The organism is Paraburkholderia nodosa DSM 21604 (assembly GCF_000519185.1).
GTDB lineage: Bacteria > Pseudomonadota > Gammaproteobacteria > Burkholderiales > Burkholderiaceae > Paraburkholderia > Paraburkholderia nodosa.
In genome coordinates this window covers 62,804-84,461 of record NZ_JAFA01000002.1, presented here as the reverse complement: position 1 = coordinate 84,461, position 21,658 = coordinate 62,804, and the positions used below count along the sequence as shown (strand labels likewise).

Annotated in this window: 19 protein-coding genes; 14 read left to right on the top strand and 5 right to left on the bottom strand. The window is 65.5% G+C overall.

What is annotated here, in order from left to right:
• Positions 1-54: 54 nt before the first annotated feature.
• From mnhG to A3CW_RS0102900, 9 genes are all read left to right on the top strand, one after another.
• Complete coding sequence (gene mnhG / locus A3CW_RS0102940; RefSeq protein WP_028202235.1) at positions 55-348, top strand: monovalent cation/H(+) antiporter subunit G; 294 nt, start codon at positions 55-57, stop codon at positions 346-348.
• The gene (locus tag A3CW_RS0102935) at positions 345-1,289 is read left to right on the top strand and encodes a hydrogenase subunit MbhD domain-containing protein (RefSeq protein ID WP_035512236.1); all 945 of its coding nucleotides are present in this window, start codon (positions 345-347) and stop codon (positions 1,287-1,289) included. The genes mnhG and A3CW_RS0102935 overlap by 4 nt, the downstream gene beginning before the upstream one ends.
• The gene (locus tag A3CW_RS0102930) at positions 1,286-1,636 is read left to right on the top strand and encodes a sodium:proton antiporter (protein ID WP_028202233.1); all 351 of its coding nucleotides are present in this window, start codon (positions 1,286-1,288) and stop codon (positions 1,634-1,636) included. The genes A3CW_RS0102935 and A3CW_RS0102930 overlap by 4 nt, the downstream gene beginning before the upstream one ends.
• Positions 1,633-3,147 (top strand): complex I subunit 5 family protein, encoded by a 1,515-nt coding sequence (locus tag A3CW_RS0102925; RefSeq protein WP_211254031.1) that lies wholly within the window; start codon positions 1,633-1,635, stop codon positions 3,145-3,147. The genes A3CW_RS0102930 and A3CW_RS0102925 overlap by 4 nt, the downstream gene beginning before the upstream one ends.
• Positions 3,148-3,194: 47 nt before the next feature.
• Complete coding sequence (locus A3CW_RS50060; protein WP_245623532.1) at positions 3,195-4,796, top strand: proton-conducting transporter transmembrane domain-containing protein; 1,602 nt, start codon at positions 3,195-3,197, stop codon at positions 4,794-4,796.
• A gap of 70 nt (positions 4,797-4,866) precedes the next feature.
• Positions 4,867-6,333, top strand: coding sequence for an efflux transporter outer membrane subunit (locus A3CW_RS0102915; protein ID WP_028202231.1), 1,467 nt, complete (start codon positions 4,867-4,869; stop codon positions 6,331-6,333).
• Between the two features lie 27 nt (positions 6,334-6,360).
• Positions 6,361-7,854, top strand: coding sequence for a patatin-like phospholipase family protein (locus A3CW_RS45010; protein ID WP_245623525.1), 1,494 nt, complete (start codon positions 6,361-6,363; stop codon positions 7,852-7,854).
• 196 nt (positions 7,855-8,050) lie between these two features.
• A complete protein-coding gene (locus A3CW_RS0102905; RefSeq protein WP_028202230.1) occupies positions 8,051-8,503 on the top strand; it encodes a MarR family winged helix-turn-helix transcriptional regulator in 453 nt (150 codons plus the stop codon).
• A 14-nt stretch (positions 8,504-8,517) separates the two neighbouring features.
• Positions 8,518-9,741 (top strand): MFS transporter, encoded by a 1,224-nt coding sequence (locus A3CW_RS0102900; protein WP_028202229.1) that lies wholly within the window; start codon positions 8,518-8,520, stop codon positions 9,739-9,741.
• Positions 9,742-9,763: 22 nt separating this feature from the next.
• Here A3CW_RS0102900 and A3CW_RS0102895 read toward each other — a convergent pair whose 3' ends face one another.
• Positions 9,764-11,119 (bottom strand): MFS transporter, encoded by a 1,356-nt coding sequence (locus tag A3CW_RS0102895; protein WP_028202228.1) that lies wholly within the window; start codon positions 11,117-11,119, stop codon positions 9,764-9,766.
• A 418-nt stretch (positions 11,120-11,537) separates the two neighbouring features.
• Between A3CW_RS0102895 and A3CW_RS0102890 the strand changes: the two genes are divergently transcribed.
• Together A3CW_RS0102890 and A3CW_RS0102885 are read left to right on the top strand one after the other, a co-directional pair.
• Entirely contained in the window at positions 11,538-13,097 is a 1,560-nt protein-coding gene (locus A3CW_RS0102890) for a methyl-accepting chemotaxis protein (RefSeq protein ID WP_028202227.1), read from the top strand.
• Between the two features lie 53 nt (positions 13,098-13,150).
• Complete coding sequence (locus A3CW_RS0102885; RefSeq protein ID WP_028202226.1) at positions 13,151-14,248, top strand: lactonase family protein; 1,098 nt, start codon at positions 13,151-13,153, stop codon at positions 14,246-14,248.
• Between the two features lie 25 nt (positions 14,249-14,273).
• On the opposite strand, the gene A3CW_RS45005 is transcribed toward A3CW_RS0102885, so the two are convergent.
• The 4 genes from A3CW_RS45005 to A3CW_RS0102865 all read right to left on the bottom strand — a co-directional run bounded on the left by A3CW_RS45005 (position 14,274) and on the right by A3CW_RS0102865 (position 18,876).
• Entirely contained in the window at positions 14,274-15,569 is a 1,296-nt protein-coding gene (locus A3CW_RS45005; protein WP_063750793.1) for an MFS transporter, read from the bottom strand.
• A gap of 134 nt (positions 15,570-15,703) precedes the next feature.
• Complete coding sequence (locus tag A3CW_RS45000; protein WP_245623524.1) at positions 15,704-16,918, bottom strand: MFS transporter; 1,215 nt, start codon at positions 16,916-16,918, stop codon at positions 15,704-15,706.
• Positions 16,915-17,706: a DeoR/GlpR family DNA-binding transcription regulator gene (locus A3CW_RS0102870; RefSeq protein ID WP_028202225.1), complete on the bottom strand. Its 792-nt coding sequence runs from the start codon at positions 17,704-17,706 to the stop codon at positions 16,915-16,917. Before A3CW_RS0102870 ends, A3CW_RS45000 begins: the two co-directional genes overlap by 4 nt.
• 135 nt (positions 17,707-17,841) lie before the next feature.
• Entirely contained in the window at positions 17,842-18,876 is a 1,035-nt protein-coding gene (locus tag A3CW_RS0102865; protein WP_028202224.1) for a LacI family DNA-binding transcriptional regulator, read from the bottom strand.
• A 251-nt stretch (positions 18,877-19,127) separates the two neighbouring features.
• Between A3CW_RS0102865 and A3CW_RS44995 the strand changes: the two genes are divergently transcribed.
• Genes A3CW_RS44995 through A3CW_RS0102850 form a run of 3 tightly spaced genes read left to right on the top strand, consistent with a single transcriptional unit; the run spans position 19,128 to position 21,650 of the window.
• Entirely contained in the window at positions 19,128-20,186 is a 1,059-nt protein-coding gene (locus A3CW_RS44995) for a fatty acid desaturase (RefSeq protein WP_051481182.1), read from the top strand.
• A 50-nt stretch (positions 20,187-20,236) separates the two neighbouring features.
• Positions 20,237-20,560 carry a Rieske 2Fe-2S domain-containing protein gene (locus A3CW_RS0102855; protein WP_028202223.1) on the top strand — a complete coding sequence of 108 codons (324 nt, stop codon included), beginning with the start codon at positions 20,237-20,239 and terminating at the stop codon, positions 20,558-20,560.
• 55 nt (positions 20,561-20,615) lie between these two features.
• Positions 20,616-21,650: a sugar ABC transporter substrate-binding protein gene (locus A3CW_RS0102850; RefSeq protein WP_028202222.1), complete on the top strand. Its 1,035-nt coding sequence runs from the start codon at positions 20,616-20,618 to the stop codon at positions 21,648-21,650.
• Positions 21,651-21,658 lie beyond the last annotated feature (8 nt).

The following is a 21,658-nucleotide window of genomic DNA, read 5'->3' as shown; positions in this document are numbered from 1 at the left end:
CTTCGTGAAGGCCGATCTCCAGTCAGAAGGCGATAGCGCGAATGAGGACCGGAAATGAAAACCGCAGCCGACGTCTTCACGATCATTGCCATGCTGGCCGGCCTGTTCTTCTTCGTGGCCGGCACGGTCGGGCTGTTGCGGTTCCCGGACACGTACACGCGGCTGCATGCGCTCACCAAGGCCGATAATCTGGGCCTCGGCATGGTGGTGGTGGGGCTGTTGCCCCAGGCCGGTCATATCGTGGTCGCCCTCAAGCTGATCGTGGTCTGGCTGCTGGTGATGCTGACGTCGTCCGATGTGTCGCAGCTCATCGCGCGCGCCGCGCGCCGGCAGGAGAAACGCACGTGATCTCCGCCATCTCCGTCGGCATCGGGATTCTGTTGCTGGCGCTCGCGCTCTGGACTGTCGTTGTGCGCGATACGTTCGCCGCGGTCGCCGGGTTCATTCCTTACGGCCTGCTGCTCACGCTCGCCTGGCTGGTGCTGCGCGCAGTCGACGTGGCGTTGACCGAGGCGGCCATCGGCGCGGGCTTGACCGGCGCGCTGCTGATCCGCGCGGCTTCGCGGCTGCGTCCAACCGAAGCGGCTGCCCAAACCGAAACGCCGGGCCTCGGAATGCGTGTTGCGGCCGGCGTCGCCGCCGCGGCTGTGGCGGTCGTGATCGCCTTGTGCCTGCTGCGCTTGCCGGACCCCGCGCCGACACTCGCGCCCGAGGTGGCGCGGCACATTCAGGCAACGGGCGTCGGCAACCCGATCACGGCGGTCCTGCTGTCGTTTCGCGCGATCGACACGCTGCTCGAAGCGATCGTGCTGCTGTTCGGCGTGGTCGGCGTCTGGTCGCTGGCGCCGGACCGCTGTTGGGGCGGCAGGCCGGGACTGGCGCAGGCGGTCGGCCCCAACGACATTCTGGTGTACCTGGCGCGAGTATTGCCGCCGATAGGCGTCGTAATCGGCATCTACATTTTCTGGGTCGGCGCCGATCATCCGGGCGGCAAATTCCAGGGCGCCACGGTGATTGCGGCAATGTGGCTGCTCGTCATGATGTCCGGTCTGCGCGACGCGCCCGCGGTCAGCCGGCGCTGGTTGCGCGCCGTGCTGATTCTCGGACCGGCTGTCTTCATCGCGCTCGGCCTGCTCGGCGCGGTCATGGCCGGGGCGTTTCTGGCGTACCCCGATGGGTGGGCGAAGCTGTGGATCATCGTGATCGAAGCCGCGCTGCTCCCTTCGCTTGCCGTGACCCTGGTACTCCTGCTTGTCGGGCCACCGCAGCGGCCGGAGGTGCGCCCATGAACGTCTCGCACCTGTTCGGCTTGACCGCCGCCGCTCTGGTGGGTTTGGGCGTGTATGGCCTGATCGTCAACCCGCAGCCCTTGCGCAAGGTGCTGGCTTTCAACCTCATCGGCAATGGCGTTTTTCTGGCCTGTGCCGTGATCGCGCAGCGTGGCGCGGGCGCCGGCATGTCCGGTGATCCGGTGCCGCAGGCGCTGTTGATCACGGCGATCGTCGTATCGTTCGCCGCTTCCGCGCTCGCGGTCGGACTCATGCTGCGCCGGTTTGCGGAAACCGGCACGAATTCGCTTTCGGCGGACGGCGATGCAGCGCCGGGCGAGGCGCGCACCAATGCGGAGGCCAGGTGACGACGCTGGCGCTCACAGGGCAATCGACGCCGGGCGGCCTGTTGCTGGCGCTCGCGGTGCTAGTGCCTTTCGCCGGCATGCTGGCCGGGTTGACGCCAGGTGGCCGCCACGCGCAACGTGTGGCGTGGGTAACGATCGTCTTCGGCATAGGCATCGTGCTGGAGATCGCGGCCAGGCTGCTGGTCTCGGGCGACGCATTGCGCTATGCGCTCGGCGGCTGGGCGCCGCCGCTCGGCGTCATGCTCCGCGCGGACGGCCTTTCGGTCTGCATGATGCTGGTGGTTGCCGTGGTGGTTGGCGCGGTGGCCATCTACGCCAACGGCGATTTCGGCACGCCGCCCGGCACGCGCGAGGCGCGCGCGCCGCTGGCCTTCTGGCTGCTGCTGCTAGCGGTATGGGGAGCGCTCAATCTGGTGTTCGTGAGCGGCGACATCTTTACGCTCTACGTCGCGCTCGAACTGCTGACTTTTGCCGGCGTACCTTTGGTGTCGCTGGACGGTCGCGCCGAAACCCTACAAGCGGCGTTGCGTTATCTGCTCTATGCGCTGATCGGCTCGATGCTGTATCTGCTGGGTGTGTTCCTGCTTTATGGCGCGTATGGCACACTGGACATCGCGCTGCTGGCAGGGAGGATCGGACCCGGCCCGCTAGCATGGACGGCGGTGGCCTTGATGACCGCTGGCATGCTTGCCAAGACCGCGCTGTTCCCGCTGCATCTGTGGTTGCCGCCCGCCCACGCGGGCGCGCCTGCCGCCGCGAGCGCGCTGCTGTCGGCATTGGTCATCAAGGGATCGTGGTTCGTGGTGGTGCGGTTGTGGGTCGATGTCTTCGGTGGCATGGTGAGCGGGTCCGTCGCGCAACTGCTTGCGGGCCTGGGCGCCATGGCTATCCTCTTTGGCAACGTCGTGGCGCTGCGCCAGGTGCGCCTGAAGCTCCTGATCGCGTATTCGACGGTTGCCCAGATCGGCTATCTGTTCCTGCTGTTTCCGCTCGCCGCGCAGCACGAGAGCGCCCGAGCCGTCACGGGCGGCTTGTTGCAGGCCGTCTCGCATGCGAGCGCGAAAGCGGCCATGTTCCTCGCGGCCGGTCTGATCTATAGCACGTTGGGTCACGACCGTCTGGCCGACCTGCGTGGCGCGGGGCGCGCCTTGCCTATGACGCTGACCGCATTCGCGCTGGCCGGGGCCACGTTGATCGGCTTGCCGCCCTCGGGAGGCTTTCTGGCCAAGTGGCTGTTGATGTCGGCGGCGCTGGCCACCGGGCAATGGTGGTGGGCGCTGGTGATGCTGCTCGGCGGCCTGCTCACGAGCGTCTACGTCTTCATGGTGGTCGTACGCGCGATGGAGCCCGCCGCACCCGGCTGGTCGCCAAAGAAGCAAGTGCCCCGTTACCAGCAGCTCGCGGTGCTCGGCCTCGCCACGGGCTCCTTCCTGCTGGGCCTGGCCGTGCTGCTGCCCGTCGACGTGGCGCAGATTGGCCGCACCGTGATACTGCCGGCGGGGACGCCATGAACCTGTCCCAGAGTCTGCTGGCCACAGCCGTTGGCTTGCCGTTGCTGATGCTGCTGCTTAGTGCGTCGGCGAATATTCGCCGGCGCTTGCCGTCATGGTTCGCGATCGCTCCGCTGCCCGCGTTGGCGGCGGCCGTCGGCGCTAGCCCGAGCGAAATGCTCATGCTCGGCAACAGCCGTTTCGCCCTGCGTTTCGCAATCGATATGCCGGGCGCGTTGTTGCTCGGCGCGGCGGCGCTGTTGTGGCTCTTCGCCGGCATCTATGCCGCGCGCTTTGTGCGCGACCGGGCAGTCGAAGGCGAGGGCTCCGCTGGATTCGTCGTCTGCTGGTTCATGGCGATGACCGGCAGCGTAGGCGTGTTCCTGGCGGCGGATCTGATCGGCTTCTATCTGATGCTGGCGGTGTTGAGCGTCGGCGCCAGCGGGTTGGTGCTCCAGGGAGCGGCGCCCGATGCGCGGTATGCGGGCGGCCTCTATCTGGGCATTGCCCTGCTGGCCGAAGCGTTCGTGCTGGTGGCGCTGATCCTGCTGGCACAGGCCGCGCCCGGCGGCAGCCTGCTGATTCGTGATGCAGCAGCGGCGTTGCCGGGCTCGCCCTGGCGCGACACCACGCTGCTCTTGCTGCTCGTTGGTCTCGGCATGAAGGCCGGGCTGGTGCCGCTGCACTTCTGGATGCCGTATGCCTATCGCGCGGCGCCGGTTCCCGCGGCGGCGGTCATGAGCGGCGCGGTGGTCAAGGCCAGCGTGATCGCATTGGTTCGCTTTCTGCCATTCACGCTCAACGACGCGACGCCGCACTTCGGCATTCCACTGGCGGCGCTGGGCATGTTGGGCGCGTTCTACGGCGTGGCGATTGGCATCATGCAGTCTGAGCCGAAGGTCGTGCTCGCCTACTCGAGCGTCAGCCAGATGGGCTTTCTGATGGCGGTGACCGGCATGGGGCTGGCCGCGGGAGACCCCGCTACCGTCGTGGCGGCCGCCTACTATGCCGCGCATCATCTGCTGGTGAAAGGCACGCTGTTTCTGGCCGTGGGCGTGGTCGCGTTGACGGGCGCCGGATGGCTGCGCTGGGTCCTGGCGCCTACGGCAGTTATCGCGCTCGGGCTGGGCGGCTTGCCGTTGACTGGCGGTGCACTGGCCAAATACGCGGCCAAGGATCTGCTGGGCGGGGATCTCGCAGGCTCGTTGGCCGTGGCGTCTTCCGTCGCGACGACACTGCTGATGCTTCATTTCGTGCGCTGTCTGAGTGCCACCGCAGCGGCGCATCGCAATGCCTGCGCTCCCGCACCGATCACAGTCGCATGGCTGGCCATGGTGCTGGCCTCGCTGATCGGGCCGTGGGTGTTGTATCTGCATATCCCTGTTGGCACGTTGCCTGAGGCGCTCGCGCCCGCGGCGTTGTGGTCGGCGCTCTGGCCTGTCCTCGCTGGCGCGGCGCTGGCCATTGGCTGGGATCGATGGAGGAAGAAAGCCCCCCCAATACCGGTAGGGGATGTGGGCGCGATCCTGCGCGAACTCCAGCGGGCCGCAGCGGCGGCAGGGCGGTTCGCTCAGTGTACGGATGCATTCGTGCGGGGATGGTCCGTGTCGTGTCTGACGCTGTTGCTTGCAGCGCTGCTGTTCGGTGGCCTGCTGGCCCTGGCGGCCTGATGTGTGTGTCGCAAGCGATCGCGGCGCTGGCGCATACCGTACGCGGTCGAAGCAGAACCTGGAGTCCGTCATGAGAACGCTGACGCGTGCTGCACTATTTGCCGCCGCTACCAGTTGCCTGGCCGGCTGCATTACCGTGGGACCCGATTACAGTCGCCCCGAAGTCCAGGTGCCGGCAACGTGGCGCATCGACTTGCCACAGGCTGAAGAGGTCGTGAACACGGCATGGTGGGAGCAGTTCGACGATCCGGTGCTGAACGACCTGATTCAATCCTCGCTGCAGGGCAATCTGGACGTGCGCATCGCTGCGGCGCGCGTCGACCAGTTCATCGGCGTGCTGCGCTCCGCGCGCTCACAAGGCCTTCCGCAGATCGGCTACGGCGCCAGCGTGAGCCGCAACCGGGCCAGCCAGGTCGGCATGCCGCCGCTGCCACCCACGCTCGACCCCGTATTCAATCTCTATCAGGGCATGCTGTCCGCCTCATGGCAAATCGATTTGTTCGGGCGCGTAAGGCGCCTGACCGAGGCCGCACAGGCGCAGGTCTATGCCAGCGAACAGGCCCAGCGGGGCGTCGTGCTTTCGCTCGTGACAGGCGTGGCGACCAGCTACATCACGTTGCGCGGGCTCGACCGGCAACTCGAAGTCGCGCGGGCCACTGCGAGCAATTTCAGCGAAACACTGCGCATATTCGAGTTGCGCTACCGGGACGGCCTCGTTTCCCAGACGGAGCTTTCGCAGGTGCGCTCCCAGTACAAGCTGGCACAAACCGCGATCCCGGCCATCGAGCAGCAGATCGACATCGTGGAAAACGGCATCTCCATTCTGCTTGGGCGCAATCCTGGGCCGATTCCGCGAGGCAAGTCGGTGAACGAGCTCGTGCTTCCCGTGATTCCGGCGGATCTGCCTTCAACACTGCTCGAGCGGCGTCCCGATATTTTGCAGGCCGAACAGAATCTGGTGGCGGCCAACGCGAATGTAGGCGCTGCCCGCGCACTTTACTATCCGACGATCTCGCTGACGGGGGCGCTTGGCTCGGTCAGCACTGCATTCGGCGACTTCCTTTCCGGCCCGGCGCAGGTCTGGTCGCTCGCGGCGGGGCTGACCGGCCCGATCTTCACGTCGGGCGCCATCGGTGGTCAGGTGCAGTCGGCCGAGGCACAAAAGAGCCAGGCCGAACTGGTCTACCGGCAAACGGTGCTGGGTGCGTTCGGCGATGCCAACAATGCGCTCGTCAGCTCGCAGAAGACCATCGAGCAGGCCGAGCTTCAACAACAGCGCGTCGATGCGTTGCGTGAATATGCGAGATTTTCGCGGCTCAAGTTCGAAGACGGTCTCATCGGCTATCTCGAAGTGCTGGTTTCCGAAAACGACCTGTTCTCAGCCGAGCTTGCCCTCGCGAGCTTGCAGGCCGCGCGCTATAACCAGGTGATCGGTGTGTATCAGGCAATGGGCGGGGGCTGGGTGGATGTCGCTGATTCGCGTACGCCCGTGTCACTGAGCGCCGAGCGAAAGGGCTCTGCCCCGCAGGGAAGGTGATTTCACGCTGGCCTTAAGGACATCTTCGTGCGTTCATGGAAGGACTCCGTAATACTTTCGGCCACGCTGTTGATGTTGCTTGGCGGATGTGCGACGCGGCCCGTGAACCCGCCGATCATTCGATACGACCCGCAACAGTTGAGCCCGTTTGACCGGCTGGAGGGGAACAGGGGAGACCGGCAGGATATGGTCATTCTGGCCTTCTCTGGCGGCGGCATGCGCGCGGCCGCATTTTCATACGGAACACTGGAGACACTGCGGCGCATCGAAGTGACGACCACGTCGGGCAAGAAAGTCCGCTTGCTCGACGAGGTGGACCTGATCACCGGTGTTTCCGGAGGCAGCTTTACTGCGCTCGCGTACGGGCTTTACGGCGAGCGTCTGTTCGACTTCTATGAGGATCGCTTTCTCAAGCGCAATGTGCAGGGGCAACTCATTGCCCGGATCCTCAATCCTGCGAACTGGCCCGCACTGGCTTCCGCGCGCTGGAGCCGCTCCGAGATTGCGGCGAAGCTGTATGACGAAGTCCTGTTCAACAATGCAACATTCGCCGAACTCGAGGACAAGGGCGGTCCGATGATCGCAGTCAGCGCGACAGAACTGACGACGGGATCGCGTATCGTGTTTCTCCAGCAAAACTTCGATGTCATGTGCGCGGATCTCGGGCCAATCAAGCTTTCGCGTGCGGTGGCGGCATCCTCTGCGGTGCCGGTCGCTCTGGCTCCGATTACGATCAACAACTACGGCGGCACGTGTGGTTACCAGGAACCCCAATGGAGCCATGCGCTTGCCCAATCCGACCGCGTGCAGAGATCCGCGAGTCGCATCCTCAATCGACTGGCGGACTTGCGCGAAATTGTCGACGCGCAGCAGAACCCGTATTTCCACCTTGTAGATGGCGGGGTATCCGACAATCTGGGCTTAAGAGGCGTGCTCGATTTCATCGGCACATTTGAGGCGCTCCACGAAGCCGGTCAGCCCGCGCCGCTCGACAACGTTCGCAGATTGATTATCTTCGTGGTGAACGCGGCCTCGTCGCCGTCGACTGGCTGGAACCTCTCGGAGCGTCCACCGGGCACGATCAGAACACTCGTCCGGGCGGTCGGCGTGCCGATCGACCGGTTCTCCAGCGAATCAGTCGAGTTATTGCAGGACATCAAGGCACGATGGGCCTTATTGCGCCAGATCCGCAATTCCGAGGCATTCAAGGGTAGCAAGGACCCGGCACTGGCCGAGGCGGTGGACGCGCCCGATACCGATATCTATGTGGTCGACGTGTCGTTTGACGCGCTGGCCGACAAAGTCGAGCGGAACTACCTCAATCAATTGCCGACTTCGCTTGCGTTACCGGATGCAGCGATCGATCGCCTGCGCAGCGCCGCGAGCGCAATCATCCTGGACTCGCCGGAATTCCAGGCCGCAGTCAAGAGCGGGGGTGCCCGTATGGTTGAGCAGCCCGACGCCGTAAAGGCCAAATCAAACTTCGTACCGGTTGAGAACAAAAATTCCCTCGAAAAATAGTTGGCCAGCATGTTTGCGGATGACTGAAAAAGCTGGCCGGTCGACTGACCTTCGTCAGAGTCGACGCGCAAGCGCGGCGGAGTAGCGATTGCTAATTTTCCCGGGTCTGTTGTGCAGGGGCAGTCATGCCTGCCGCGTCGCCGGAGATATGAAGGTTATCTTTGCAGTTTACCTTCATATCTCCTAGAATGCGGGCATGACCGATCGCGCCCAAACTCCCCCTCCCGACCTCGCCGCGGCGCTTGCCGGCGACCTGCGCGCACTGGTCGGGCAGCTGCGCCGCCGTTTTCGCGAGCAGGCGATCCTCGGCGACTTCACGCCTTCCCAGATGGCCGTGCTGCAGCGGCTCGAACGCGAGGGGCCGTCCACGGTGTCGAGCCTCGCGCGCGCGGAGGGCATGCGCCCGCAGTCCATGGGCACGCTCATCGCGCCGCTCGAAGCGGCGGGCCACATCAGCGGTGAACCGGACCCCAATGACGGGCGCCAAACGCTCTGGTCGCTCACTCACGCCTTTCGGGAGTGGCTCAAGGAAGGGCGGGCGGCGCGCCAGGACTGGCTCTCGCGCAGGATCGACACGCGCCTTTCGGCCGCCGAGCAACAGCAGCTAGCCGCGGCAGTCGAACTGCTCAAGCGGCTCGTGGCCGACTAAGGCGAGGCGGGCACATGGGCGCTCCAGCTTCCGGGTTCTTTCGTTCGCTCAGGACTTACAACTATCGCGTGTGGTCCGCGGGCGCGCTCGTCTCGAACGTCGGCACGTGGATGCAGCGCACGGCGCAAGACTGGCTCGTGCTCACCGGGCTCACGCATCACAGCGCGGCCGCGGTTGGCATCGTGATGGGCTTGCAGTTCGGCCCGCAAATGCTGTTCATGCCCTGGTCGGGCTTCGCCGCCGACCACTTCGACCAGCGCAAGCTGCTCATGGTCACGCAGGCCACGCTCGGCGCGCTTGCCATTGCACTGGGCGTGCTCACGGCAACGGGGCTCGTGCAGCTTTGGCACGTATACGTGTTCGCGTTCCTGTTCGGCTGCACGACGGCATTCGATTCGCCGGTGCGCCAAACCTTCGTCTCGGAGCTGGTGGGCGACGCCGATCTCTCCAACGCCGTCGCGCTCAATTCCACCTCGTTCAACGCCGCGCGCATGATCGGCCCGGCCGTGGCGGGTCTCGTCATTGCATCGGTGGGCGTGGGCTGGGCCTTCCTGCTCAACGGCCTGTCGTTCGTCGCCGTGCTGATCTCGCTCACGCGTCTGCGCGTGGACGAACTGCGTTCGGCGAGGCGCGCGCAACCCGCGAAGGGCGGCATTGCCGCGGGGTTCCACTACGTGTGGGCGCGCCCGGACCTGCGAGCCATTCTCGTCATGCTGTTCCTCATCGGCACCTTCGGGCTGAACTTTCCGATCTTCATCTCGACGATGGCCGTAAACGTCTTTCACGCCGACGCGGGACGCTACGGACTCCTGTCTTCCATGATGGCGGTGGGCACCATGAGCGGCGCCTTCTTCGGCGCGGGGCGCAGCCATCCGCGTTTCGTCTCGCTGCTGTTCGCGGCGGCGGCGTTCGGGGTGGGATGCGTGCTGGCGTCGGTTGCGCCGGGCTACTGGTGGTTCGGCGGTGCGCTCGTGCTGATCGGCATCGCGGCGCTCACGTTCACCACCGAAACCAACAGCCTCATGCAGCTTTCCACCGAGCCTGGCATGCGTGGCCGCGTGCTGGCGATCCGCCTCGCCGTGGCGCTGGGCGGCACGCCCATCGGCGCGCCGATCGTGGGGTGGATCGCCGACCACTGGGGGCCGCGCTGGGCCTTGCTGGTGGGCGCGGCTTCCGGCTTCGCGGCGGCGATCGTCGCGGCCCGCACGCTCGCGCGGCGGGCCCACGAGAAGCCGTAGCGCGCCGCACGATCACACACGATCACGCGGCCTTCAACTCCACACGCTTGATGTCCTTCACGATCACGAGATAGCTGATCACCGTAACGATCGCGTTGATGCCGACAAAGGCGAGCGCGCCGTTGAACGAACCGGTTTCCGCCACGAGATAGCCGATCACGATCGGCGTCACGATGCCGGCCACATTGCCGAACATGTTGAAGATCGAGCCCGAAAGGCCGATCGCTTCGCGCGGCGCGGTATCGGCGATCACGGCCCAGCCGAGCGCGCCCAGGCCCTTGCCGAAGAACGCGAGCGACATGAGCGCGACCACGATCCAGTCGCTGTTCACGTAGTTGCAGCCGACGATGCACGACGACAGCACCATGCCGCCGACGATCGGCACCTTGCGCGCCATGGTGAGAGAGCGGCCCGAGCGGATCAGGGCGTCCGAAGCCACGCCGCCCAGCACCCCGCCCAGGAAGCCGCAGATCGCCGGCAACGAAGCGATCAGCCCCGCCTTCAGGATGGTCATGTGGCGCGCCTGCACGAGGTAGATCGGGAACCACGTGAGGAAGAAGTACGTGAGCACGTTGATGCAGTACTGCGCGAGATAGACGCCCAGCAGCATGCGGTTGCCGAGCAGCTGGCGGATGACCGCCCAGTTCGCGCCCTTGCGTTCTTTATGCTCGGCGCGCGCTGCGCGTTGATGCCCGTTGACGATGCCGCCGCCCGCTTCGATGTATTCGAGTTCCTGCGGGTTCACGCCCGGGTGATCGGCCGGATTCTTCATGAACCTGATCCACGCGAAGGCGAGCACGAGGCCGCCCGCGCCCATCACGATATAGACGTGATGCCAGCCATACGCGTGCGTGAGCCACGCCATGAGCGGCGTGAACACCACGGCCGCGAAATACTGCGCCGAATTGAAAATCGCCGAGGCCGTGCCGCGCTCCTTCGCCGGGAACCAGCTCGCCACCACTTTCGCGTTGGCGGGGAAGGCGGGCGCTTCGGCCGCGCCCATCGCGAAGCGCAGTGCGAAGAGGCCCGCAATCGCAGCGCCCGCGCCGCCGAGCAGGCCGATCGAGCTTTGCAGCAGCGTGAAGAGCGACCACAGGAAGATGCTGCCCGCGTACACGCGGCGCGCGCCGAAGCGATCGAGCACCCAGCCCGCGGGCACCTGCGCGAGCACATAGGCCCAGCTGAACGCCGAGAAGATGTAGCCCATGTGAATGGCGTCGAGACCGAACTCGGTGCGCATGGCCGAACCCGTAACCGAGAGCGTGGCGCGGTCCGCGTAGTTGAGCGTGGTGATGATGAAGATCAGCGAGAGGATCAGATAGCGCACCCTGGTGCGCCTTGCGACATCGGACTGCGTGGCGGTGCGGCTCAACGACATGTGGATCGACCTCTCTCGTGCGCGAGACGCGGGCCGCTGCGCTCACGCTGCGGCCTGAATCTGCTGTCTCCGGACGGCGCGCCTCGTGCACGCCGCATCTGCTTACGCAAGAACGCGCCTGACTCGCGTCAAGCGCGTTCTGTTTGCGGACCTGATTCGCTGCTTGTTCAGCCAGTTGTCAGTAAGTTGTTTGACATCATGGATGGTTGTCTGAGCTAATCGTACAACGCCCGGGAAGCCGAAGCAACCAGACTGTATGCCTCTTGAGTCGGCCTCAGGGTAAACTCGAATTTCAGGATAACCGCGCGATTGTGGGATGATGCGGCCAAGTTGTTGGACAACATGGCGACTGGACCCTCAAGACTCCGGCGTTTGAGCCGTAAAGAAGAGCACCATGGAAACCGGGGATTGAAGCAACATGCGCAACACGACGGTACGAGCCAGCCTCCTTGCGGTGCTGGTGATCTTTGGCGTGATGATCCTGATTGGCGGCTTCGCGGGCGTGTTCTCGCTCAGGGAGTCGAACGCCAGCGCCCAACGCCTGCACGAAATCGCGCGTCAGACCATTCTGGTCAACGACGCCTATAAGGACACCACGCGCACGCGTTCAGCGCTCGTGCGCGGCTACAGCGCGCTCAAGGAACGCAACGACACGGCCACGCGCGACTCCGCGTTGAAGAGCGCGGCCCATAGCTTCGAGCTTTCGGCGAGCGAGACCCAGGCGTTCGCCAATGCTCCGGCTTTCGAGGGCATGGACGCGGACCTCAAGCGTCAGTTGCTCGATTCGGCGGCGCAACTCTCGAACACGCTCACGCGCGCCACCGACGCGCTGCGCAACGGCGACACGGCCGCCTACGTGGCGGTCAACGACACCGACATCACCGCCGCGGGCGCGGCCTATTCCGTGAGCGTGGAGAAGTTCCAGAAGCTCGCTAACGCGCTCGCCGAGGCCACGCTCGACGAGGGCAACGCGCGCTATGCCTGGATCGTCACGCTCGTGGGCGTGGGCGTGGCCATCGCACTGGCGCTCGTCGTCGTCACGCATTTCGCCTTGCAGCGCATCGTGTCACGCCCGCTGGCCGACGCCGCGGCGGTGCTCGACCGCATCGCTTCGAACGATCTCACCGTGCGCGTGCCCGAAGCGGGCCGCAACGAAATCGGCCTGCTGTTCGCGGCCATGCGACGGATGCAGGCGGGGCTCTCGCACACCGTGGCCGGCGTGCGCGACAGTTGCGACGCGATTCACACGGCCGCGCGCGAGATCGCCGCGGGCAATCTCGATCTGTCGAGCCGCACGGAGGAGCAGTCTGCCTCGCTCGAAGAAACCGCCGCGAGCATGGAGGAACTCACCTCCACGGTGAAGCAGAACTCCGCGAACGCATCCGAGGCCAGCACGCTCGCCACGGGCGCGGCCGAACTCGCGCAGCGCGGCGGCGACGTGGTGGGACGCGCCGTGCAGACCATGCAGGACATCAGCGCCAGCTCGCAGAAGATCGCCGAGATCACGAGCATGATCGACAGCATCGCGTTCCAGACCAATATTCTCGCGCTCAACGCCGCCGTGGAATCGGCGCGCGCGGGCGAGCAGGGACGCGGCTTCGCCGTGGTCGCGGGCGAGGTGCGCACACTCGCGCAACGCAGCGCGGGCGCCGCACGCGAGATCAAGGAACTGATTGGCGCGTCGATGGAAGACGTGCGCAGCGGCAACGCGCTCGTCGCGCAGGCCGGCGAGGCGATGAACGAGATCGTCAACTCGGTGCGCAATGTCGCCACCATCATGGCCGAGATTACGACGGCCACCGCCGAACAGAGCACGGGCATTCAGCAGGTGGGCATGGCCGTGAGCCAGATGGATCAGGTCACCCAGCAGAACGCCGCGCTCGTGGAGCAGGCCGCCGCCGCCGCGAGCGCGCTGGAGCACCAGGCGCAATCGATGAAGGAAGCGGTTTCGGTGTTCCGCGTCGGCGCGCTTGCGTGAAGCCTGCAACGCGCAAGACCATTCAATAGAACTAACAAACCAGAAAGGACGATATGAGGAAGAAGGCAATCTTGCGCAGCGTGGTGGGGGCCGTTTTCGGGCTCGCGGCATCGGTGGCCGTGCATGCGGCTAGCTATGTGTATGTGTCGAACGCCGATAGCCAGGATATTTCGGTGTTTCGCCTCGATGCGCAAAGCGGCGCGCTGGCCGCGGTCGAGACCGTGCCGGCGGGCGGCACGGTGATGCCGATGGCGTTCTCGCCCGACCATCACCACCTGTATGCGGCGCTGCGCTCGAAGCCGTATCGCGTGGTGAGCTTCGCCGTGAATCCGCTCGACGGCCGTCTCGCCGAACTGGGCCGCGCGCCGCTCGCGGAGAGCATGGCCTATGTTTCCACCGACGGCACGGGACGCTATCTGCTTTCGGCTTCGTACGGCGGCAATCTGCTGGCGGTGAACCGTATCGGCGAAAACGGCGTGGCCGCCGACGTGCAGCAAACCGTGAAGACGGGCCCGATGGCGCACATCATTCGCACCTCGCCGGACAACCGCTATGCGTTCGCCTCGGTGCTCGGCGCCGACGCCTGGCTGCGCCTGAAGTTCGACGCCTCGACGGGCGCGCTCACCGAAGACGCGAAGCCCGCTTACTCGCTGCCCAAGGATTCCGGCCCGCGCCACTTCCAGTTCTCGCCGGACCAGCGCTTCGTCTATCTGATCGACGAACTCGACGGCAAGCTGCACGTGCTCGCCTTCAACGCGGCGAACGACTCGGTCAAGCCGATCCAGACGATTTCGATCCTGCCCGCCGGTTTCTCCGGCGACAAGCCATGGGGCGCCGACGTCCACCTCACGCCCGATGGCCGCCACCTGTATATCTCGGAGCGCACGTCGAGCACGCTGGGCGCGTACCGCGTGAACCAGGAAACGGGCAAGCTCACGCGCATCGGCACGTACGCCACCGAGAAGCAGCCGCGCGGCTTCAATATCGATCCGTCGGGCCAGTATCTGTTTGCCGTGGGCCAGCTCTCGCCCACGCTGAGCGCGTACCGCATCGAGGCGAAGAGCGGTGCGCTGCATGAGCTTGGCAAGTACCCGGTGGGCAAGGGTGCGAACTGGGTCGAAGTGGTGGACTTCGACGGTTCGAACAGCTAGGCAATGAAGGGCGACTTCGGTCGCCTTACTCCTGGCGGCTCTCCGTCGCGAAGCGCATTGCCTTCACGTCGCTCGGCTCGGCTTGCGCTTCATCGAGACCTTCGATCGAGCGCAGCCGCGCGGGCGCCGAGCACACGATGATCGCGAGCTGAAGGGCGAAACCGCACGCGGCGCCGACGAGGCAACTCGTCATGCCAAGGCGCGTGCTCAGGAACGCGCCGAGCAGGGCGCCGAGCGGGCGCGCGCCGAACGTCGCCATCATGATGACCGACGAGACGCGCGCGATCAGATCGCGAGGCGTGACGACCTGGCGCAACGCCGTGGTCGAGATGGTCCAGACGATCGGCCCGAAGCCGAACAGAAAGAAAGCCAGAAACACAGTGGCGCGCGAATGCGTGAGGGCGGTGCTCGCCATGAGCAGCGAGGCAAGCGCAGCGCTCGTCGGGCCGAGCAGGATTTGCCGCCCGAAGACGAGCCGCTTTGCGATGATCTTGTGGAGAAACGCGCCGCCCACCATCCCGAAGCCATATACGCCGAGCGCAACGCCTACCGCCGATGGCGCGAACGCGAGCCGGTGTATCGCGTACCACGCGAACACGGCGAGCAGCAGATACCACGACGTGTTGAAGACGAAGGCCGTCGCCACGATGGGCCGCAGATGCGTGCTGCGCGCGATGAACTGCACGCCGTCGAAGAGTTCGCGTGCAAGCGCGCGACGCGAACGCGAGCGCGGCGCCTCGGCGGGCAGGCGTGCGAGACACCATGCGCTGGCGAGCGACAAGGCGAACGCCGCGAGAAACGCGAACACGCCCGACGCCCAGCCCGCAAAGATACCGCCCACGGAAGGCCCCGCCGTATAGGCGATGCTGCGCGCGATTTCGAGCCGCCGGTTGGCGGCGAGCAGGTCGCCCGTTTCGACCATGGCCGCGACGAGCGAGGGCGCCGTCACGCTGAACACCACGGTGCCGGTCGCGATGGCGAAGCCCAGGGAGCCGAGCGTGTAGAGCGACAGCACGCGCGCATGGAACAACGCGAACAGCACGAAGAGGGCGGCGGCACGCAGCAGTTCGGTTGCGATCATGAGCGGCTTGCGCCGGCTGCGATCGGCAATGAGACCGGCGGGCAGCGACAGCAGCAGGAAGGGCAGGGTATTGATGGCCTGTAGCGAGGCGCTTTGCTGCGCGGTAGCGCCCAATGCCACCACGGCGACGATCGGAATGACCGCAATGGCCATCTGCTCGCTGAATTGCGCGGCGAGACTCGCGTGCGAAAGATTGACGACGACGCGCTGTGGCGTCGCGTTACCTGTTGTGATGCCCATTGTCGATGTCCCGAAGATCGATCCGGCGCGGGCCGGATGCGGTGGTTTGAGCTTCGGGATCGAGTCTACGCAGGGCGATTGGGTGGAGATATCCGGATCTTGTGGTGATATTCGATGCGCCGGGCGACCGCAGGTCAGTCCGCCTCGATACGATCCGCGTCGCGCGTATCGCTGCGCACCGGCGCATGCGTCGCCGATTCGCCGCGCGATGCATCGACATCGCGAACCGCGCGACTCCCCGCAAAGCACACCGCGAGCGTCGCGAGCACCAGCACGCCGAGCGCGAGTTGCAGCCCCACTAGCCCCGCGCCAAAGCCGATGATCGGCGGTCCCACGAGAAAGCCCGCATACCCCGCAGTGGCCGCCATCGACACGCCGGTAACGGGCGGATCGGTCGTACGCCCGGCTGCGCTGAAAATCACCGGGACCACATTGGCAAGCCCAATGCCCACGCAGATGAACCCCACCACCGCCGTAGCGAGCGCCGGCGCAGCGAGCACGGCGGCAAGACCCGCAGCCGAAAGCAGGCCGCCCAGCGCGACCACGCGCACCGCGCCCAGCCGCCGCACGAACGCGTCGCCCACCACACGGCACGCCGCCATGGCGAACGCGAACGCCGTATAGCCGATGCCCGCGCTATCCGCATGAGCGGGCAAGGCGGTTCGCAGGTACACGGCGCTCCAGTCGGCGATGGCGCCCTCGGTCATCATGCAAAGGAACGCGAGTGCGGCGAGCTTCACGACGCCCGCCTGTGGCCACGCGAAGCCGCCGCCCGACGCAGCCTCCGGGCGCGTGCCCACGTCGCGCAGCGAGAGCAGCGCTGCACCGACGATCAGCACGGCGATGGGAATGGCCGGCAGCGCTAGACCGCTTAGCACACCGAATCCTGCTTTCTGCAGCACCGTGCCAACTGCCGCGCCCGCCAGACCGCCCGCGCTCCATGCCGCGTGGAACGACGACATGATCGGCGCATGCCACACTTTTTCGATCGCGCTGGCGTGGCCGTTCATGGAAACGTCGAGCGCGCCATTGAGCGCGCCGAGCAGCAGCAACGCGGCACACAGCAACGGCGCGTTGGGCGCGAGCGCGGGCATTGGAAACGCGGCGACGAACAGCACGCCGAGCAGGGCGGTCGCGCGGCCGCTGCCGACCTTCGGCGCGAGACGCCCCGCGAGCGGCATGGCGACGATGGCGCCCAGCGCGAAGGCAAAGAGCGCGACCCCGAGCAGGGAGTCGCCAAGGAGCAGCTTGTCCTTCACGCGCGGCACCTCGACGGCCCACGCGCCGATGCCGAAGCCGTTCGCCAGAAAGATCGCCGTGGTGGCGTAGCGTTCGCGCAGGGGCCTCATCGCGCCACCGCCACGTCGCCGCATGCGGCTTTCAGCTGCTTCAGATGGCGTTTCGGTACGTCGATATCGACGACCAGATAGTCGAGCGAAGCGCACGGCGCAATGACGAACGGCGCGGACGTCATGAGCTTTTCCGTGGTGACCGCGGCCGCGATCTGGCCGCTTGCGGCGACCATCGCGCGTTTCATTTCGGCATCCTCCGCATCGAAGGCTGCAATGCCTTCGGACGGATCGAGTGCGCATGCGCCGAGAAAGCAGAGATCGGCCTTGATCTGCTGAATCTGCACGAGCGCCGTCGCTCCGAGCGCGCCCGCGGCCTGCGCGCTCACGCGGCCGCCGATCAGGACGACTTCGATGCCTGGACGCTCGAGCAGGCGCACACAGGCCTGCGGCGACGTGGTGACCACCGTGAGGCCGGCGTTCTCCGGCAGTGCCGCCGCGATCTCGACGTTCGTGGAGCCCGCGTCGAGCAGAATCACCTGGTTGGGCTTGACGAGCGCGGCGGCGGCGCGCGCAAGGCGCGCCTTGGCCGGCAGTTGCTCGCGCATGCGCACGGAGGCGGGCTTGTTGGCGGGCGAGGTGAGCAGCGCCCCGCCATAGACGCGCTTGCAGTGGCCTGCCTCGGCCAGGTCGCGCAAATGGCGCCGGATCGTGTGCTCCGAGGTGTCGAGCTGCGCGGCGAGTTCGGCGGCCAGCACACGGCCCTCGGCGCGCAGTTTTTCGAGGATCAGGCGCTCGCGCTCGTCGGGGAGCAGGCCTTCACTGGCCTCCTGGCGTGTTCGTTGCATGGGTTCGGCTCCCGCTTGCTCGTTGGCTTGCCCGTCGAATCGAGCAAAAACGAGCATAAAGTATCGTAAACGGGCGATGCATGCAACCGGTGGCGCAAGGCTGGTGGCGCAGCCGCTTCAGGCGCTTCAGCCGCTTCAGGGCAAGGAATAGCGCGAATACGTCTCGATCGGCACGAGCGCCTGCGCGGGCGGCGTGCCGCCTGCCGCCGCGTGGCGCATCTGTTCGACGGCCGTGCGCAGCAGCAGACGCAAGTCTTGCGAGAGCAGATAGTCGATCACGTCCGCCCGCAACAGCGGCTCCGTCACGGCGTTCACCTCATGCGTCACATAGAGCGTGCGGCCCGCAAGCCCGCGCTCGCGCAGCGCCGCTGCGAGTCCTTCGTTGCCGCCCGCCACGTTGTAGATGCCGTCGAGCGCGCCGTGCATTTCCATGCAGTGCCGCGTGGCCTCGTAGGTCGCCGGACCCGAGTCGGCGCCCTTGATCACTTCGACCACGTTCACGTGGGGAAAGCGCTGGCGCAACAGCGAACGAAAGCCGATCTCGCGGTCTTCGTGACAGGTGTACGAGAACGTTGCGACCACAACGGCCACGGAAGGCGAGGGCCGTCCCTCCAGGTGCCGGCCCACGAGGAACGCGGCCGACTGGCCCGCGGCGCGGTTGTTCACGCCCACGTAGGTGTGGCGCGCATCGGCGTCGACGTCGGTGATGAGCGTCACCACGCCCAGGCCCCGCGCCATGCATTCGCGCAGCGCCGACGTAATCGGCGGCGTGTTCGTGCAGATGATGCCGATGGCGTCGGCAGCGCCTTGCGCCGCCTCGCGCACGCGCAGTGCGACGTCTTCGTCGCTGGCGCCCACGCAATTGACCACCTCGACCGTCACGCCCGCCCCGGTGAACTCGGCTTCGAGGCTCGCTGCCGTGCGCGTGAGTTCCGCGCTGAAGGCGTCGCCGGCCTGGAGGAGCAGGCGCACGCGCAGCGCACTGGACGAAGTACGCGATGCGGGCGGCAGCACCTCGCCGTCGCCCGCGCCCAGTTGTCTGAGCGCGGCTTCCACGGCGCTGCGCGTGCGCGGGTGCACGCCGGGGCGGTCGTTGAGCGCCCGGTCGATGGTCGCGCGGCTCAACTGCGTGAGTTCCATTAACTGCTTCAGCGTGGGGCGGCTCTTCATCGGGGTTCCGCAGCGAGTGAGGATGATCTCATTTTGCCTCAAAATGAGTCTTTCGTCGCACGTATTTGGATTTTATCTCCACGTGGAGAACGTTTTCAGACACGATGAGTTTAGGTAAAAACCCTTTAATGATCAAAATGAGTCATTTTAGTCTTTGACTGTAGCTCATTTAGAGCCTGTAATTCGCCTCAAGGATGAGCGAAGTCAAAGCGGCTCATCAGCGTTCAATGTTATGCACGGGAGTTCGATTCATGTCCGCACAGCCAGGCTCGCCGCAGGTCATCACGATGGACGATTGGTACCGTTGTCCGCTCGACCGCAAGGTGCTCAAGGAGGTCACGCGGCGCAACGACCGGGTTGCCCTGACGTATTTCGGCGGCTTCATGGCACTCGTGCTCGCCACCGGCACGCTCGCCTGGCTTTCGCTGGGCACGCTCTGGTGCATTCCGGCCTTTCTGCTGTACGGCACGATCTACGCGTTCGCCGAGGCGATGGAGCACGAACTGCGTCACCGCACGCCGTTCAGGAGCGAATGGCTCAACGAGTCCGTGCACTGGGTCATCTGCTTCATGACCTGGCGCGAGCAGATCTATAGCCGCTGGTCGCATGCGCAGCATCACACCTATACGCACCTCACGGCCACGGTGCCCGCCGACGTTGAAATCGCCGTCAAGCGGCCGCCCAATTACCTCAAGCTCGCCACCGACTTCCTGCGCGTTTCCCATGGCATTCATCATCTCGGCAACATCGTGCTGCAAAGCCTTGGCATCGTGACACGGAGCGCGAAGGCCGTCGTACCGGTGGTCGAATATCGGGCCATGCGCCGCAATTCGCGGGTCATGCTCGCGCTCTACGTGGCCGTTGGCGTGTGGGCCTTCGTCGCGCATAGCTGGCTGCCCGTGGTGTTCCTGCTGCTGCCCCGCGCATACGGCGCCTGGCTGCACGAACTGCTGGCCATTACCCAGCACACCGGCCTGCGCGAGAACGAACTCGATCACCGCTTCTCCACCCGCACGCTGCGCCTGAACCCCGTGCTGCAGTGCCTCTACTGGAACATGAACTATCACGTCGAGCACCATATGTTCCCCAACGTGCCGTTTCATGCGCTGCCCAAACTGCGCAAAGCGATCGAGGCCGACTTGCCGCCCGCTTATGACGGTTTGTTCGACGCGTGGGCCGAGATCGTGCACGTGTTGCGCAGGCAGCGCCGCGACCCGGACTACATGATCACACCGCAGGTGCCCGGCAAGACGGCGGGCGCGATGCGCGAGGCCGCCGGTGCGAATGCCTTTGCCGCCGATACGCAATGACGCCTGGGCCACCCGCTAATTTTTCGAAGATGAAGACGGAGGAGACGACCATGAACATTCTTCAATGGCATGAGGTGTGCGCGAGCGACGAACTCGAAGAAGAGGACGTGATGGAGTTCGAGCACGCAGGCGAGCTTTACGCGATCTACCACACGCCCACGGGCTACTACGCGTCCGCGGGGGTCTGCACACACGAAACGGCGCGTCTCGCGCAAGGTCTCGTGTTCGGCGACATCATCGAGTGTCCGATGCATATGGGGCGCTTCCACATTCCATCGGGCGCGGCCAAGGGGGCGCCGGTCTGCGTGAATCTCGCCACACACCCGGTCAAGGTGGAGGCCGGCACGATCTACCTCGGGCTCGCAACCGATTGATTCGGCATACGAATCGTTGAATCACCACGATAACGACGCAATTTAGGAGACAGCCATGAATGTTCCTTTCCTGAGGGTATTGCCGCTGGCGGCTACGGTGTTCGCACTCGCGCTGAGTCCTGCGGCGCACGCGGACCCCGTCGCGCATTTCGACTTCATTTCGCACGCGCCCGATTCGGATGCGTGGTGGAATACCGTCAAGAACGGCATCAAGCAGGCGGATCAGGACTTCAATGTCCAGACGGACTACCGTAATCCGCCCAATGGCGATATCGCCGACATGGTGCAGCTCGTGAATCAGGCGGCCGCGCGCAATTACGACGGCGTGGTCACGACCATTGCGGATTTCGATCTGCTCAAGGGCGCCGTGGCGCGCCTGAAAGCGAAGAACATTCCCTTCATCACCGCGAATACGGGCACTGAGCAGCAGAGCGCCGAGCTTGGCGCGCTCATGCACGTGGGCCAGCCCGAGTATCTCGCGGGCAAGGAGGCGGGGCTGCGCGCGAAGGCGGACGGCGTGAAGACGTTCCTGTGCGTGAACCATTACGCCACGAATCCGCTCTCGTTCGAACGCTGCCGCGGCTTTGCCGATGCCATCGGCGCGAACATGAAAACCTCGGTGCTCGATGCGGGCACCGACCCCACGGGCATAGAATCGAAGGTGAGTGCGTATCTGCGCAACCACCCGGACACGCAGGCCGTGCTCACGCTCGGTCCGACCTCGGCCGATCCGACGATACGCGCGGTGAAGAGCCTCGGGCTTGCCGGCAAGATCTGGTTTGCGACCTTCGATATCGACTCGGACGTCGCGAAGGGCATCAAGGACGGCACGATCAAGTTCTGCACCGACCAGCAGCCGTATTTGCAGGGGTATATCCCGGTAGCCCTGCTGGCGATCATGCATCAGAACCACAACAACGATGTGCTGCAGGCGCGCACCGCACTCGAGCAGAACCCGAAGTTCCAGCAGCGTCTAAAGGACTATGGGCTCAAGCCCGTGTATGAGGCACGCAATATCAGCTCCGGGCCGGGCTTCATCACGCCGCAGAACATTCAGCAGGTGTCTGCGCTCGCGGGGCAGTATCGTTGAGCGCGCAA